Source organism: Oceanispirochaeta sp. M1 (genome assembly GCF_003346715.1).
GTDB lineage: Bacteria > Spirochaetota > Spirochaetia > DSM-2461 > DSM-2461 > Oceanispirochaeta.
In genome coordinates this window covers 1-16131 of the sequence record NZ_QQPQ01000015.1, presented here as the reverse complement: position 1 = coordinate 16131, position 16131 = coordinate 1, and the positions used below count along the sequence as shown (strand labels likewise).

Below are 16131 nucleotides of genomic sequence, written 5' to 3'. Positions count from 1 at the left end.
CTTCTTAGTCAATGCTAATCTCTATCTGTTTCTGTTGCTAAGCAAATTTTATCAATTTTTTTCGGCAAATCCCGGGGCAGGCCCGGGCGGGCTGTCCGGGACTCGGCCCTTCGGGCGGCTCTGCCTCCCTCCCATCCCTATTTGTTCCAGCCTATGGATATACTCCCTCCAATAGTTTATTATCTGTCACATGAATGGACAACAAAGAGAAAATATCAAACCGGGTATTCAAGTGGATATCGTACTGAAACAGGATCAGCGCAGCGGCAGGCTTACCAGAGGAATCGTAAAGGATCTTCTTACCAATTCTTCCTTCCACCCCCATGGCATTAAGGTACGTCTTGAAGACGGACAGGTCGGCAGAGTTCAGGAAGTCCTCTAAAACATTTCATCCTTAAATGCATGTTAAAACAGCAGTAATTCTCAATAGGCCGGTATCCAATCTTGTGTTATTAAGATAAGGGATTTAAAATTGAGCATGAGCACCCATTTTTTTCAGGGAGTGCATTATGGAACGAAGTCAATGGATTTCCTCACTCAAAAATTATGAGGTGGGAGATTCCGGAAAATCTCTATTTCAACTCTTTCTAACCTTAATCAGTTATACAGTTTTAATTTCTGCTATGTTCTTCCTTGTATATACTGGTAAGCCCTATTGGATCAGTTTATTACTGGCTGTTCCAACTGCGGGATTCCATATTAAAACATTTATCATCATGCATGATTGCGGGCACAACTCATATTTCAGGAACCCCCGTGCCTGTACCCTTGTTGGAAGAATCTGCGGTCTGATTACTTTTACTCCCTACTATGACTGGCGCCGCTCTCATGCTATTCATCATGCTTCTGTATCCAATCTTGAGAAGAGGGGGATCGGTGATGTATGGACCATGACAGTTGAGGAATATAGAGCATCATCCATATTTAAAAAAATAATCTATCGTATCTTTAGAAATCCTGTATTTTTGTTTGGTATTGCTCCAATTTTTCTCTTTCTGATTATTATGCGTTTTCCCCATGGGAATATGAATAAAAAGGATTGGAAGAGCATTCTACTGACAGATTTAATGCTGGGAATCTGTATCATGGCACTCTCATTAGTCTTTGGATTTTCAGTTATTTTAAAAGTTATCCTTCCGATTGCTTTTCTATCTACCATGGGGGGAGTCTGGCTCTTTTATGTACAGCATCAGTTTGAAAATGTGTACTGGGCTCACTCTACAGCCTGGAACCTTGAAAAAGCAGCTCTTAACGGCAGCTCCTATTACAAGTTGCCGGCTCTTATCAACTGGTTTTCCGGGAATATAGGACTTCATCATATTCATCACCTTGATTCCAGAATCCCGAATTATAATCTTAGAAAATGTTTTGGAGAAATTCCCCAGGTGAAGGATATCATTCCTATTACAATGATAAAGAGTCTTAAACTGGCATTCCTGAATTTATGGGATGAGAAAACCGGGAAACTTATCAATTTTCGGGCTTTGAGAAAAATATAATTTCCGGGTACGATTTACTACTGATCTTCTTCTAAATCCTTATTCTGTAACTATACATTTGTTCTCTCAAATGATAGGTTCTTTAATCCAGAGCACTGTTTTATCTAAAAAATGAATTACACAGCCAATCTTGTTTACAATTACAGATATGGTTAGGAGATATATAAATGAAATTTGAAAAACTGGCATTAATGCCTGAAATCCTAAAAGCCGTAGAAGAACGGGGATACACCAATACAACACCCATCCAGACAAGAGCCATTCCGGCAATTCTGGAGGGTAAGGATATACTGGGCGGTGCCCAGACAGGAACCGGAAAGACAGCAGCCTTTGCTCTGCCAATTCTTAATAAACTTAAGAAAACCTCAGGAGAGTCTGCGGCTCCCAGAGCCCTTGTTCTTACTCCCACCCGGGAACTGGCGGATCAGGTTGCCGAGAGCTTCAAGAGTTACGGAAAGAATCTGGATCTTGTGATCTGTAAAGTTTACGGAGGGGCCAAGATGAGCTCCCAGGTCACTAATCTGAAAAATGGTACAGACATAGTCATAGCCACCCCCGGCCGGCTGATGGATCATATTGAGAAGAGAAGCGTAGATCTCAGTAAGGTTGAGATTATTGTCCTTGATGAAGCAGATCGTATGCTGGACATGGGTTTTATCAAAGATATCCAGGCCATTATGGGAACAATGAAGCAGAAGAGTCAAAATCTTCTCTTCTCCGCCACCTACGGACAGGATATTGAAAGACTTGCCAAAGAGATTTTGAATAAACCTGTAGCCGTAGAGGTCACAAAGCGAAATGCAGTAGCCACTGATGTAAATCAGATTCTCCATTATGTGGACAAGGGGAAGAGATTTGATCTTTTGCTTCATTTAATTCAGGAAGGGCAGTGGTATCAGGTTCTTATCTTCGTAAAGACAAAACATACTGCCGACAGAGTGGCCTCCGATCTGCTCAAGGCAAAAATACCCTCTGCCGCCATTCATGGTGACAAGAGTCAGGGTGCCAGAAACAGGGCCCTTAAAAACTTTAAAAACGGAGAACTTCAGGCTCTTGTGGCAACCGATGTTGCAGCCCGTGGAATCGATCTCCATGATATGAGTCATGTGGTCAACTTTGAACTTCCCCAGATTCCCGAAGACTACATCCACCGTATCGGAAGAACAGGCCGGGCAGGAAAGTCCGGTACTGCCATCTCACTTGTCTCTTTTTCTGAAAAGAATCAGCTTCTTAAGATCGAAAATATTCTGAAAGCCAGGATTCCTGTTGAACGGGTAGAAGGCTTTGAGCCCAAACATGATATTGATAAGGTGCTGACAAAGAAAAGCGGAAGTACAGGGAAGAAATCCTCTGGTAATAAAGCTGGAGCTCCCAATAAATCTGGAGCCCCTAATAAATCTGGAGCCCCCAAGAAAGCTGGAGCCCCCAATAAATCTGGAGCCCCCAATAAATCTGGAGCTTCATCCAGGAAGAGTAGTTTCGAAAAATCAAAACCTGCAGCAGAAGGTAAAGTTGAGCGATCAGGTGGCAGAGGTCGTAAGAACGACAAGTCTTCGACTAAACAGGATAGAAAGCCCACCGGCGGAAGAGGCCGTAAAAGCCGCACCCGCCTGTAAACAGTCTTAGTCTGAACTTTTCATTTTGGCAGCATATTTGCGCTGTCTGAGAACAGAAGTCACAAGTGACAGTATTCCTAATGTCAGGAATACTGCACTGATTGGTCTTGTAAAGACAACAAAGGGATTTCCATCGGAGATAACCATGGCCCGTCTTATATTACTCTCAGCCATGGGGCCGAGAATCAAGGCAAGCAGTATGGGTGAGACCGGAAAATCATACCTCTGTAGAAAGTAACCTACAATACCAAAGAAAAGGGCTACCCAGACATCAAACATACTGTTCCGCATGGAATATGATCCCACAACAGAAAGTACAAAGATCACGGGAAGCAGGATATTTCGGTCAACAGTAATGACTTTAGCAAAAAGTTTTGCTCCAAATGATCCCATGATAAACATGGCGACATTGGCAATCATCATTGCCGCAAATACACTGTACACTACATCCATATGGTCTCTGTAAAGCAGAGGTCCGGGCTGAAGTCCCTGTATGACAAAGGCACCCAGAAGAACAGCTGTTACGGCATCTCCCGGTACTCCCAGAGACAACATGGGGATCATGGCACCGCCGGTACAGGCATTGTTGGCTGATTCAGCAGCAGCAACACCTTCAATAGCACCGGTTCCGAATTTTTCAGGATGCTTGGATGTTCTTTTAGCTTCACTATATCCCACAAAAGCGGCGATATCACTGCCAGCTCCCGGAATGGAACCGATAAATGTTCCCATGATACTGGACTTGAGAATGTCCTTCCACGAGGCTTTGATATCTTTCCATTCTGGAAGTATTCTATTGATTTTATTAACAACTTTTGGAGTCTTGGATATTGTTTCAACACCCTTGAACACCTCAGAAAAAGCAAAAAGTCCAATCAGAGTAGGAATAAAGGCGGGGCCTTCAAAAAGATCCATGGATCCATAGGTAAAACGTGGATATCCCGAGATGGGATCAAAACCGATTGTTGATATGAGTAAACCGAAGAATCCGGCAATTACACCCTTGATTATAGAATTCCCAGATACGGAAATGATGATGCTTAAGCCGAAAATAGCCAGAGCAAAGTATTCGGGAGCACCGAATTTCAAGGCCACTTTTGATATCTGGGGAGACAGAAAGGTCATTATAAGAGCCCCTGTGAATCCACCTATAAAAGAGGCAAATACAGACATACTCAGTGCTCTGCCGGCCTCACCTTTACAGGCCATGGGATAACCGTCAAGCAGAGTTGCCGCTGCTGCCGGAGTTCCCGGTGTCCTGATAAGTATTGCAGAAATAGAGCCGCCGTAAATAGCACCGCTGAATATTCCAAGAAGCATACCCATAGCCTGGCCGATGGGAAGTCCGAAAGTAAATGGAACAAGAAGAGCCACACCCATTGTTGCTGTCAGACCGGGAAGTGAACCAACCATGATTCCACCGGTAACTCCGATAAAAACCATAAGGAGAGACTTCCATTGAAGGATGCTCATAAATCCCGCTAATAATAATTCAAATTGCATATAACTATACTCCTGCCTATGCCCAGAAACCGACGGGCAGTGTGATATGGAGAAATGTTCTAAATATTGTATAGACAACAAATGAAACACCGATAGAAACAGCTGGAATCTTTTTCCAGCTCCGAAGTTTCATCAGATACATCATAAATGAAAGATACAGAATGGTTGTAATGATGAAGCCCAGATAGGGCATGATGATTCCGTATATGATTGTTGCCAGAAGGGCGATGGCGGCTCTATGAACACCTGAATCCTTGATGTCAAATCGCTTTTCCTGTTTCTGATCGCCACTGAATATATTAACAAAAATCAGAATGAGGCTGAATATACCAAGACCCACAGCGAGTACTCTGGGAAAGAAGGCAGGTCCTACATTCATTATATTATCTGATGGGAATTTAGATGTTTCTAAAAAAACATAGCCGCTGAGAGCTATGCCGATCAGACCGAATATTATATTTTCTTTTTTCAAGATAGTTCTCCTGAGAAAGGGGAGGGAAGACCCTCCCCCTGGTTCATTATTTAGCCAATCCCAGGCTCTTCATTACATTTTCAACATTGACAGCTGAAACTTTAAGATCATTTTCAAAGTCTTCGCCTGAAAGATACGCAAGACCCAGTCCTGCATTTGCAGCAAATTCCTGGAAAGTGGGGCTGTCCATTCCTTTTTTAAATGCATCAGCCAGAACTGTTTTTGCTTCTTCGGGAGTTCCTTTAGGAACAGCAAGACCTCTCCATGTACCGAAGGAAACATCGATTCCTTTCTCTTTAAGGGTAGGTACATTGGGGAAGTTGCCAATTCTTTCGTCACTCATAACAGCAAGCATTTTCAGAGATCCGGCTTCAACCTGACCCTGTACTTCTGCGGGACTTACAGATACTGCCTGGATATGATTACCAACAAGTGCTGTAACTGCAGGAGCTGCTCCATCATAGGGTACGAATTTTACTTTGAGTCCCTGATCTTCTGCAAGGATACCACCGGCAATCTGCCATACTGATCCAGGTCCGGAATGACCGATATTGATTTCTCCGGGGTGAGCTTTCGCATATTCAATAAACTCTTCGATTGTATCGTAAGGAGCATCAGCGGGAACTGTTATAGCCGCGGGGTCCATGTTAACTCTCATAAGAAGGTCGTAATCTGCATATGTGAAAGGTACCAGTCCCTGAGGGGGAAGAGACAGGAGTTCAAAGGTAACCATTGTTACGGTATAGCCATCTGCTTTAGCACTGATACCGGCACCGTGACCTACGGCTCCACCACCGCCTGTTTTGTTGGTTACAGTAATATTTGTGTCAAGGAAAGCTTCAGTTTCTTTAGACAGTGCACGGAAAATTGTGTCTGTTCCACCACCGGCAGACCAGGGGCAGATTGCAGTAATTTCCTTTGTTGGAAAACTGGCGTCTTCTTTCTGACCTTCAGCAAATACAGGGACGATCATGGATAGCATCAACAGAGCTATACCCAATACAAATAGATTCTTTTTCATAATGACTCCTAATTATTTCTAAGCCCGCAAGGCAGACTATGATTCACTTATTCAGCAGACTTTTCGTCTGATGCCATTTTTTCCAGAATGGCTGTGATTGTTTTGTTATCCATTTCAATAAACTGTGAAAAAATATGAGCATTCATATAGTCGAGGCTGTACAGCTCTTTACTCATTGTCTGTATGAATGATGGATCTGAGCATGCCTCACGCACAGCATCCTGAAGGATGTTCAGTGTCTCTTTATCAGTATCCAGAGGGACAGCCAGGCCTCTCCAGGTAAAAGATGTAATGTCATATCCCAGCTCTTTGAATGTCGGGACATCGGGAAGAGATACAGCACGTTCATCTGCCATTATTGCCAGAGCACGCACCTTGCCTTCATTAAGCCAGACCTTCAGTTCTCCCGCGTTGGCAAGAGTAAAATCGGCATGTCCTTCACTGACTGCCGGTATTGCTTTTGCTGCACCGTTGTAAGGAATCTTGTTGAACATGATATTTTCATGATTTTCAAATTCCAGAATATAAAAGTGCGGTTTAGCAGCACTGGCAAAACGTAGTTTACCGGGAGTCTTCCGGGCATTCTCAATAATCTGATCCAGAGACTCATATGATGAATCCCCAGCAACTACCAGGACCGCAGAATCTTTGTTGACAAGTCCCAATAACTGAAAGTCATCACGGGTGATTTCCGCCAGACCCTGAGCGGGCAGAGAAACAAGTTCTCTGGTTACCATGGTAAGGGTATAACCATCGGGTATGGCTGCTGCACCGGAGATCATTCCTACAGCTCCGGAGCCTCCGAGTTTATTCTCGATAAAGACTTCCTGCTTAAGAATCTTCTCCAGTGAAGCTCCGATTGAACGGGCAATTGTATCGGTTCCTCCACCTTCGGAATAGGGAACGATAATAGTCAGGGACTTTGATGGGAAATCCTGATGCTCTTTATTTCCTGCTGCAAAAAGGGGAAGTGAACATAGAATCCATAGGGTGATTTTTAATAACTGTCTTTTGTGCAAAATTAGTTATTCCTCCTGATCTGTGAATATTGTAGTTCTGCTTTTCAGCATTGAACCATGATGAGATTTTACTTTTCCTGTCTATTTTTTACTAAAATGTCAAAAATGGGAGGATTGTGTAGATAATGCTCTTTATTGAACGTATTCACTGGGACTGAGGCCAGTGACCTTTTTGAATCCGCGGCTGAAGGATTCAGGATTCATCATGCCGACCTGCTCTGATACTTCATAGATCTTCAGATTCCTTCGTTCAAGAAGTTCAATAGCTTTCCGGATTCTCAGATCTAAAAGGTATGCGGCAAATCCTTTTCCCTCTTCTTTAGAGAATACCCGGCTGAGGTAACTGGAATTTACATTGAAATATTCGGCAACTTCAGTCAGTGACAGGTCTCTGCTGTAGTTATTATTCAGATAACGACATACCTGTTTTGTCAGAGAATGTCTCCCGCTCATCTTTTCATATATCAGATTTACTGCTGTATTTAGCCAGATAATCAGATCACTGAAGGGGGCGGATGATGCCTCCATTGCAGGAAAAAGATCAAAAACCTTTGTTATAGATTCTTCCTGATCCAGTCCCATCTGTTCGTAGAACGAGAGAAGATGGTAATGGTACTTCCTGTACTGTTCAATTACAACATTTCTGGATGCTCCATTGATTCTTAAGGGATTGGGCTGATACTTCTTGATGAATTCAATAATTTTTGAAAGATCACGATTTTTAAGAGTTGCTGCAAAGTCTCTGAAAAGGGAATCATAATCTGTTTCAGGAAACTCAAGGCTGTTCTGATAATGCTTGTAGGCAATGCTTGTACCGATTCCCCTGAAGAAACTGTAGCTGCAGGCCTTCTCAGCTTCAGATTTCTGACGGCTGAGGTTACTGGATTTTTTAACCGAACTGAAGCCGGCGCTTAGTATCAGATCAGGAAGTTTTCTATTCAAAGATTCCTGACTCTCTGCTCTCAGGGTTTCAGTCCTTCTGGAGAGATCAGTCCAGCTCAGTTCTCTGGCGGGTGAGTGGAAGAGGAATATGTTGGGTGAATCGGAGTATCCGGTCCAGTCATCAATCACATCGCTTATCAGATTTTCAATTAATTGGACCCCTTCCTGAATCTCTTTTATAATAAGATCTTTTCCCAGAGAATACTCTTTATGATGAATACAGAGAGTTACAGCATAAACCGGACAGACTTCAGAATAGTTAAAATATTCCTGAAGTTCGGGAGTTTCCTTGAGAGACAGTTTCCTGTCAACACAGTTCCGCAGAAGCTGCTGAAATACCAGTCTTTTGGTCTTTCTGGCATATTCTGTCCTGTCCCATTTTGCAGATTCAGATCTGTTTCGGACCTCCAGGCGCTGTCTGTCAATAATTTCCTTCAGTTCTGACTCCTGAATATCTGATTTCAGGATGTAATCAACAATCCCAAGCTGAAATGCCTTCTTAACCTGGCTGAAATCATCAAATGCACTGAGAACTATAAACCGGACATCGGGGTACTCTCTCCCTGCTCTGCGGATCAGTTCCAAACCATCCATTTCAGGCATACGTATATCGGTTATAATCAGATCTATATTGTTCTCAGAGAGAGCTTTCAGGGCTTCAACACCATTAAACGCCTCAGCTGCAATCTGTATACCAAGTGACTTCCAGTCAATCGTCTTTATCAGTCCCTCACGGAACATGGGTTCATCATCAACTATCAGAAGATTAAGCATTCTCTTCCTCCGTAATCAGGGGCAGTTTCAGGCTGACTCTGGTATATTCACCCTGAACAGATTCAATATTTACTCCATACCCGGCTCCATAGAGAAGAATAATTCTGTCGTTGATATTCTTTAGACCTATATGCACTGAGTTCTCTGTATTCTTATTAATCTCTTTTGACAGAAGTGTAGGTATCTTATCCGAACTTATCCCTTTTCCATTGTCAAAAATGGTCAGTATCAGATGATCTTCACTGATTGTCCCCTCGATATTAAGCAGGGCATCCGAAGATTCTCTATTCAGTTTTTCGCTCAGGCCGTGAAGAACTGCATTTTCAAGCAGAGGCTGCAGTATCAAAGCAGGAATAAACATTTCGGAAATTCTGTCATTGACAGATGATTTAAAAATGAGTCTGTTCTTATAGCGGATTTGAATAATATTGATATAGTCATTCATAATATTAAGCTCTTCGGAAACTGTTATGAAATGATCACTCTTGGAGATTGTATTTCTCAGCAGACGGCTGAGTGACTGAATGTTTTCGGCCATATTTTTATAGCCTTGAACAGCTGCCGTCATCTGAAGTGTCGCCAGAGTATTATAAAGAAAGTGGGGATTGATCTGATACTGAAGTGCTCTGAACTGAGCATCCCTCTTCTCTTTTTCCCTACTCAGAGATTCATCATACAGGGCGTGTATTTTAACCGCCATTCTGTTAAAACCGTCATTTATAATACTCAGTTCATCATCTTCATCAACTATATTGCCTGTGATGCTCATATCGGCAGGATAGTCATTATCACTCATTTCCCGAACGGCACCGGCAAGCCTTACAATAGGCTGTATTGTTCTTTTGGCTGATAAAAGAGAAACAATTATTACCAGAATCAGACTGATAACAACAGTAATGAGAATATAGTAGATATAAGAATCAATTTCATCGGGAATCTTTTTATTGATATCCTTAAGCAGTATTGTGAAGTCTTCACTGGTTACATCTAAAACATACATATGGGAAAAGAAACTTTGATATATTTGTTTCTCCTGATATGTTCCCCCCGTATCTTTTAGAAATAGAAGTTTTTCATAAAAAGTAGTCCGGTCAATTTCATCAATCCTGGCATTCGTCTCATCCCCATGAAGTATATCGTTGAAAATCTGTTGTCCCACGATCAGTTTTTCCTGTGAAAACAACCATAAATACCAGGACTCTTCAAGGGAGTTGTTTATATCTTCTGAGAGTAGATTGAGAAGCTTGTTGTTTTTAAGTTTTCCAAAGGATTCATCCAGATCTGCTGTTGCCTGAATCCAGTTTGCTTCAATGCTCTCAAGGCGGCTGACAGAATCAAGTCTGTAATAAAGGACATCATTGGTTAATCTGTCCAGGGCATTCCAGTCCGACAAAACTTCGATTGTCTGATTAGACAGGTCCTTTAGATTCAGCATTATACGGGTTGAAACAACGGTGATGCTGAAAATGAATATAAAAAAAATGGATGATGTCATAGTTGTAGATACAATTTTTCTGATTAATTTCATCCCATGCTCCTGTAAAACTCAAGATAGCATAGTCTCAGATCGAGAAAAAGAAAATGATATAGTTCTACTAATTCAGCATTCCATGCTCCATAAAACTGTAATATCCATTTTTGCTGAATATTATATGATCAAGCACCGGAATACCCAGTATATCACCAGCCTCCACAAGTCTTTTTGTTATATTAATATCTTCCCGGCTCGGTTCTAAATTACCTGAGGGGTGGTTGTGGGCAATACAAATGGCTGCGGCCCTGTCTGTGATAGGAGCTGCAAATACTTCTCTTGGGTGGACTATCGTACGATTTACCAACCCCTGGCTCACCTGCCTGGTTTTAATGTGCTCATGAGCCCCATTGAGACTTATGGTGAAAAAACACTCCTGCTGACGGTCTGCCATATGAGAGAGTAGGTTGTAGATCGATTCAGGGTGTGTGATTCTCGTATTCTGGGTCAGATAGTGGCGCCTTGAAAACTCAAGGGCTGCAGTTACAAGAGAAGACCTGGCCATTCCCATCCCGGGAATACTCATCAGCTCTTCGGGGTCGGGCATCTCATTGTTGTAATCCAGCAGTTTAAGCACATCCCGGGCAATGGCATCCACAGGTCTGTTTTTCTGCCCGCTCCCGATAAGAATCTTTAACAGTTCCCTGTCGTTTAATACAGACACACCGTAGTGAAGCGCTTTTTCCCTAGGCTGCATGTTCTCTCTGGAGCTGATTGTATATTTTTTTTGTTTCATAACTTCCATACGGGCGGGGTGGGGCTGGTGATTGAGACAGAATGAAAGTTTTTTTCTTTTTTTGGCCGTGTCCGTCTGCCTGGCGGCAGCCGGTCGGGCTTTCCAAGGCTGCGCTGCCGCTCCGGCCGCCCCAATGGGACGGCGGCTGTGAGCCCCTTTCCAATCCCTCACGGTGGCTGGAGCCCTGGATCATAGAATATCAGTTGAACGTCTATGTCATGCTGGTGAGATATTAGGCATAAGAGTATTGGATCACCTCAAAATTTCAAAGATGAGATTTTATAATTATTTAAATGAAAAAAATCAGAATCTGAACCATTAAATAAATATTTGATTATTCATTCCATTCAACCAAATGACACAGTATAATCGCAAGGGTCAAATACTGAGAAGATAAACATCACTTAAGGGGCATTCTTTTAATAAATACCCCTTTTTTTTGGTCTCATTTAGTAAATAAAGGACTTTATATGAAAGTAAGTCATAAATACCAGTTAGCGGGATGGTTTTTGTTTCTACTATGTGCAGTTTTATATTTGATCAGTGGAATCAGGAGCCTGGATTATATTTCCATTGCAGGAAGTATAATTTTTTTCTTAGCCTGTATAATCTTCCTCATCCCTTTAATTGAGGAAATCGGTAATGATCACAGAAATAAGAATTAGTGATTCAGGTCATCTCGAGATCATTCAATTAATCCCAGATGGCAGCGTTTTCACTTTGTGCTCTTCAATCCATTCATCCAATTATTATACATTGAACAAGTTCGACTTTACTTTCAATGACAATGATAGATGTAGGTCTAGAGATTGAAGCAAATAGCTTTCTTCATTTTCCAATTGAAGAGCAAGCTTTAAGGAATTAGATTCATTTATCAAAAAGAGTTTTGAAATATTGACAGTATGAATAATTTCTCCACATTGTTGTAATCCAGCAGTTTAAGCACATCCCGGGCAATTGCATCCACAGGTCTGTTTTTCTGCCCGCTTCCGATAAGAATCTTTAACAGTTCCCTGTCGTTTAATACAGACACACCGTAGTGAAGCGCTTTTTCCCGAGGCTGCATGTTCTCTCTGGAGCTGATTGTATATTTTTTTTGTTTCATAACTTCCATACGGGCGGGAAGGGTCTGGTGATTGAGACAGATTGAAAGTTTTTTATTTTTTTGGCCGTGTCCGTCTGCCTGGCGGCAGCCGGTCGGGCTTTCCAAGGCTCCGCTGCCCTAATGGGACGGCGGCTGTGCCCCTTTCCAATCCCACGGGGAGATCAAGACTGTCAATTATAATTTAAAAGTGTCCAACTATTGGGTGGAGATCAAATCCTTAAGACTTTATTGTAGAAGTGGTCTGCATGACCTGTGGCACAGGCTCCATCTTATATTCATTCATAATCCAGAACGTCTGAAAAATGAAGCAGCACTAGCATCAATGTGTGGTGTGAATCCCTTACCAGCATCTTCCGGTAAAATAACACGACATCCTTTGAATCGGGGTGGGAGTAGGATAGAAAATAATGCTTTATGGACTATGTCATGGTTCGTATGAGAAGTGATCCTTGAACTACTGAAGGCTTAACAACTAAGGAAATTCAAAGATGTTTAAAACGATATATTGTAAGAAAGCTTTTCCTTGTATTAATGAGTGATTCAGCCAATATTCAGGGTTCTTCTTGACATAGGAGCGTCAATGCAGTTGCAGAATCATTCTTTCATACACTGAAAACACGATGAATTTATCACCGGAAATACCGAACGATGGAAGAATTTAATAAGGAAATTTATTGGTATATTGAAATTCACTACAACAGGATCAGGAAGCACTCAGGAAATAATTGCTTGACTCCTGATGAGAAAGAAAGTAAGTAAGTATGATGAAACTGGAAATGTGGTTTAACTGGAACTCCGTTTTCTCGGGGCAGGATCAAAATAATGATATTCCTGTAAATCTATAAATATTATAGTTCTACCAGGATACAGAGAAGATCTTTCAGAGATTGCTGATTGAATCCAGGTAGAATATTCAATGAAAAATCTTCAAGTCTCAGGGTTAGTTGTATGACAGTATTGGTGACATCAGTTTTTTTAACTTAAATATCAATTCCGGCCAATTACTGCTGATCATTTGTAATTCCTCCATGATAATTACTTAGAATCCAAATCCAAATAAATATTACACAAGATGTTAAGAATTTCAGAATACTATTTACAGTTACAAGGTTATCAGCATCATATAAGTAATATGGAAATCATCATATTATAGGCTTATAATCTTATGAAAGGATGATATGTAAATGGTAAAGAAGTTTAAAGGTCTTCTAGCATTTAATGTAGCGATTGAAGCTGTAGGGACTGGAGATGCAGGTAAGGGATTAGCAGTAGCTGCCAGGGAAGAAAGAACGTTAACTGAGAGAATCCAGAGTTTTGCTGAAGAAATATATTCACTATCAAAGAAAATCATAACTGTTGCTGAAAATACTGGTAACATGCTTAAGCAGATCTTTACAGCCATTCAGAACACAACAGAGTTCATTAAAGGTATATCCGCTGCATCTTTAGAACAGAATAGTGATTCTCAGCTGAATAAATCAACTGTATTGCAGCTTGATAAAGCTGTTCAGCAAAATATTTCATATTCTAAAGAGCTAACTTCTATGTCAGAATAACTCTTTGCTCGAGTCTGATAAACTGATTGAAATAACTAATTTCTTTGAGGTCGAAAAAAAAATACAGATGTGAATCATTTGTAAATCGAAGAATATCAAGAGTTTTAGTGATTGTGTTATTGATAGAGTTGGAACGATGAAGATTATAAATCTTAGTATAATATGGAGATAGAGATTTAAATGAGAGTTTATCAGATTAATAGTGAAGTTTTATTCTTTATTATTGGTGCATTAACAACAGTCATTGTAATTACACTCCTCTATTTTTCTTTAAATCATATATTTAATAACAAGCAGTTGATTAAAATCAAAAAACCTTTTAACAATTCCTATCTTAAAAAAAGAAGCATTAAAAAAAAATTATTGGAATCAGAAGAAAGATTCCAGATACTAGTTTCCAATATCCCGGGAGCCTACTATCGTTGCCATAATGAAAATGGTTGGAAAATGATTTTTTTAAGTGAATTTATCTACCAAATAACAGGTTACGAAGCATCTGATTTTATTGAAAATAAAATTAGAACCTATGATTCAATAATTTTAGAAGATGATCGGAAAAAAGTTGATGATGTGATTCGTGATGGACTAATTATTAATGATAATTATATCCTTGAGTATCGAATTGTTCATAAGAATGGAGCAATAAGATGGATCTATGAAAAAGGTAAAGGGGCTGTTTCCGAAGTTGGAGAGACTATACTGGATGGAGTCATCATTGATATTACAGATCGTAAGATATTTGAAGCAAAACTGAAACAATCTCAAGAAATAGAACTCATCGGAACATTAACAAGCGGTTATGCACATGATATGAATAATATATTGGGTGGGATTAGCGCTTCATCTTCTTTAATTCATTATCTGTTAGAAGATAAACTACAGATATCTAATAAAAGCATTGATGAATATCTTTATACTATCAATGATTGTGTCCGACGTGCTTCAAATGCAATTAATCAACTCATTAAGTTTAATAATAATGATCATATATTCAAATCTTTCGACTTAAAAAATGCTATAGAAAATACAGTAAAACTATGTAGATTATCATTTAATAAATCCGTAAAGATCAAGACAGATCTCCCAAAAGATGCCGCTGTTATAATGGGGAATGAGGATAACATACAGCAAGTATTACTAAATCTTTTGATTAATGCTGAGCATGCTATGACTACAATGCATAGAACTGGAGAACAATGGGGTGGAAATATAAAGCTGGTTCTCAAATCATATAATGGTGGGATCCAAAACAGTACTATTCCAGATGAGCATCTAAAAGACCTTTGGCATATTGAAATAGAGGATGAGGGTGTTGGGATTGAAAAGGAAAAGATTACAGAGATATTCAATCCATACTATACAACAAAATCTAACAGCGGAACAGGTTTAGGACTGTCTATGGTTAATCATATTGTAATGAACCATAATGGAATTGTTAAAGCTGAGTCTAAGCTTGGCATTGGTAGCATTTTCCATATCTTACTACCAAAGAATAGTAAGAGAAGTATTTATCAATCACAACCCCAATCGTTTCTTTCAGTAATCAAGGGAGAAGGGAAAATACTTTTAGTTGATGATGAAGAAATGATTTTGAAGTTGTGCAAAGAAATGCTAATTAACTGTGGTTATGTTGTGATTCCTGCGGCTTCTGGATCAGAAGCAATGAAGATTTATAATGACGATAAAGAATCATTTAATCTTATCATATTCGATTTCGTATTACCTGATATGTCTGGTTATGAATTTCTGCAAAAGATTTATTCAACTAATAAAAAAGTTAAGACCATATTGGTATCAGGATATATTAGTGATGAACAGATACAATCAATGATGAAAAAAGGATTAAATGATATAATTCATAAACCCTACTCAATTACAACACTTTCAGAAAAAGTACATGAAGTAATATCTACACAGGTGTGAAATTGCAGACTTGTGATAAATATTATATGAGTCAACAAGTCTAATCTTTTTGCAAGGTTTTTTTTAATTTCTATTAAAATATGCAAAATATTATAGTGCTCCCTCAAGTCAACTTAATATGCGAAAAGGAAATCAGGCCAAAAGATGTCTTTTTTCTGGTGGCTAATAACATTCAAAAATATAACGTCGATGAATTAAATTACATCACACGTTTTTTGACAAAAAATAAGAAAAATATAATAGTTTGGATATTCCGGTGAAAACTGCCACCCATTCCGGTTTTATCCTGCCACCTAAGTCGCTTTTCTCAACCGCTGGTTTCATCTAATCCCGGGTGGCAGGTTTGAGTCAAGTTTTTTTATACATTTTCTTCCTTACAGACTCTCCCTGAAGCTCTATTCTGATAGAACTGTGAACAATACGGTCCATGATTG

The 16131-nt window shown here is 40.1% G+C and carries 14 protein-coding genes; 6 read left to right on the top strand and 8 right to left on the bottom strand.

Annotated elements, in window-relative coordinates:
* The first annotated feature begins 190 nt into the window (after positions 1-190).
* From DV872_RS12250 to DV872_RS12240, 3 genes are all read left to right on the top strand, one after another.
* Positions 191-382, top strand: a complete 192-nt coding sequence (locus tag DV872_RS12250) for a YwbE family protein (RefSeq protein WP_114630227.1) — start codon at positions 191-193, stop codon at positions 380-382.
* Positions 383-509: 127 nt separating this feature from the next.
* Positions 510-1499 carry a fatty acid desaturase gene (locus DV872_RS12245; RefSeq protein WP_114630226.1) on the top strand — a complete coding sequence of 330 codons (990 nt, stop codon included), beginning with the start codon at positions 510-512 and terminating at the stop codon, positions 1497-1499.
* 167 nt (positions 1500-1666) lie between these two features.
* On the top strand, positions 1667-3115 hold the full coding sequence (locus DV872_RS12240) for a DEAD/DEAH box helicase (protein WP_114630225.1): 1449 nt from the start codon (positions 1667-1669) through the stop codon (positions 3113-3115).
* 6 nt (positions 3116-3121) lie between these two features.
* Here the strand turns inward: DV872_RS12240 and DV872_RS12235 are convergent, their stop codons facing one another.
* The 8 genes from DV872_RS12235 to DV872_RS12195 all read right to left on the bottom strand — a co-directional run bounded on the left by DV872_RS12235 (position 3122) and on the right by DV872_RS12195 (position 12323).
* Entirely contained in the window at positions 3122-4618 is a 1497-nt protein-coding gene (locus DV872_RS12235) for a tripartite tricarboxylate transporter permease (RefSeq protein WP_114630224.1), read from the bottom strand.
* 16 nt (positions 4619-4634) lie between these two features.
* Positions 4635-5090 carry a tripartite tricarboxylate transporter TctB family protein gene (locus tag DV872_RS12230; RefSeq protein WP_158546947.1) on the bottom strand — a complete coding sequence of 152 codons (456 nt, stop codon included), beginning with the start codon at positions 5088-5090 and terminating at the stop codon, positions 4635-4637.
* 46 nt (positions 5091-5136) lie between these two features.
* A complete protein-coding gene (locus tag DV872_RS12225; protein WP_114630222.1) occupies positions 5137-6111 on the bottom strand; it encodes a tripartite tricarboxylate transporter substrate binding protein in 975 nt (324 codons plus the stop codon).
* A gap of 47 nt (positions 6112-6158) precedes the next feature.
* Positions 6159-7130, bottom strand: a complete 972-nt coding sequence (locus tag DV872_RS12220; protein ID WP_158546946.1) for a tripartite tricarboxylate transporter substrate binding protein — start codon at positions 7128-7130, stop codon at positions 6159-6161.
* 132 nt (positions 7131-7262) lie between these two features.
* Positions 7263-8846 carry a response regulator gene (locus DV872_RS12215; RefSeq protein WP_114630220.1) on the bottom strand — a complete coding sequence of 528 codons (1584 nt, stop codon included), beginning with the start codon at positions 8844-8846 and terminating at the stop codon, positions 7263-7265.
* Positions 8839-10374, bottom strand: a complete 1536-nt coding sequence (locus DV872_RS12210) for a sensor histidine kinase (protein WP_114630219.1) — start codon at positions 10372-10374, stop codon at positions 8839-8841. Before DV872_RS12210 ends, DV872_RS12215 begins: the two co-directional genes overlap by 8 nt.
* Before the next feature lie 67 nt (positions 10375-10441).
* Positions 10442-11284: a DNA repair protein RadC gene (radC, locus tag DV872_RS12205; RefSeq protein WP_233516422.1), complete on the bottom strand. Its 843-nt coding sequence runs from the start codon at positions 11282-11284 to the stop codon at positions 10442-10444.
* A gap of 703 nt (positions 11285-11987) precedes the next feature.
* Positions 11988-12323, bottom strand: a complete 336-nt coding sequence (locus DV872_RS12195; protein ID WP_114630217.1) for a UPF0758 domain-containing protein — start codon at positions 12321-12323, stop codon at positions 11988-11990.
* A gap of 82 nt (positions 12324-12405) precedes the next feature.
* On the opposite strand from DV872_RS12195, the gene DV872_RS27270 reads away from it, so the two are divergent.
* The 3 genes from DV872_RS27270 (at position 12406) to DV872_RS12180 (ending at position 15697) form a co-directional block, all read left to right on the top strand.
* Entirely contained in the window at positions 12406-12657 is a 252-nt protein-coding gene (locus DV872_RS27270) for a transposase (protein ID WP_199563468.1), read from the top strand.
* Between the two features lie 745 nt (positions 12658-13402).
* Positions 13403-13774 (top strand): methyl-accepting chemotaxis protein, encoded by a 372-nt coding sequence (locus tag DV872_RS12185; protein WP_114630216.1) that lies wholly within the window; start codon positions 13403-13405, stop codon positions 13772-13774.
* 180 nt (positions 13775-13954) lie between these two features.
* Entirely contained in the window at positions 13955-15697 is a 1743-nt protein-coding gene (locus DV872_RS12180; RefSeq protein ID WP_114630215.1) for a response regulator, read from the top strand.
* The last annotated feature ends 434 nt before the right edge of the window (positions 15698-16131 follow it).

What these genes read in the sequence shown, in the direction of transcription:
- DV872_RS12240 (WP_114630225.1), top strand. Translation starts at nt 1,667, where the DNA reads ATGAAATTTGAAAAACTGGCATTAATGCCTGAAATCCTAAAAGCCGTA.
- DV872_RS12245 (WP_114630226.1), top strand. Translation starts at nt 510, where the DNA reads ATGGAACGAAGTCAATGGATTTCCTCACTCAAAAATTATGAGGTGGGA.
- DV872_RS12235 (WP_114630224.1), bottom strand. Translation starts at nt 4,618, where the DNA reads ATGCAATTTGAATTATTATTAGCGGGATTTATGAGCATCCTTCAATGG.
- DV872_RS12210 (WP_114630219.1), bottom strand. Translation starts at nt 10,374, where the DNA reads ATGAAATTAATCAGAAAAATTGTATCTACAACTATGACATCATCCATT.
- DV872_RS12180 (WP_114630215.1), top strand. Translation starts at nt 13,955, where the DNA reads ATGAGAGTTTATCAGATTAATAGTGAAGTTTTATTCTTTATTATTGGT.
- DV872_RS12185 (WP_114630216.1), top strand. Translation starts at nt 13,403, where the DNA reads ATGGTAAAGAAGTTTAAAGGTCTTCTAGCATTTAATGTAGCGATTGAA.
- DV872_RS12215 (WP_114630220.1), bottom strand. Translation starts at nt 8,846, where the DNA reads ATGCTTAATCTTCTGATAGTTGATGATGAACCCATGTTCCGTGAGGGA.
- DV872_RS12225 (WP_114630222.1), bottom strand. Translation starts at nt 6,111, where the DNA reads ATGAAAAAGAATCTATTTGTATTGGGTATAGCTCTGTTGATGCTATCC.
- DV872_RS12250 (WP_114630227.1), top strand. Translation starts at nt 191, where the DNA reads ATGAATGGACAACAAAGAGAAAATATCAAACCGGGTATTCAAGTGGAT.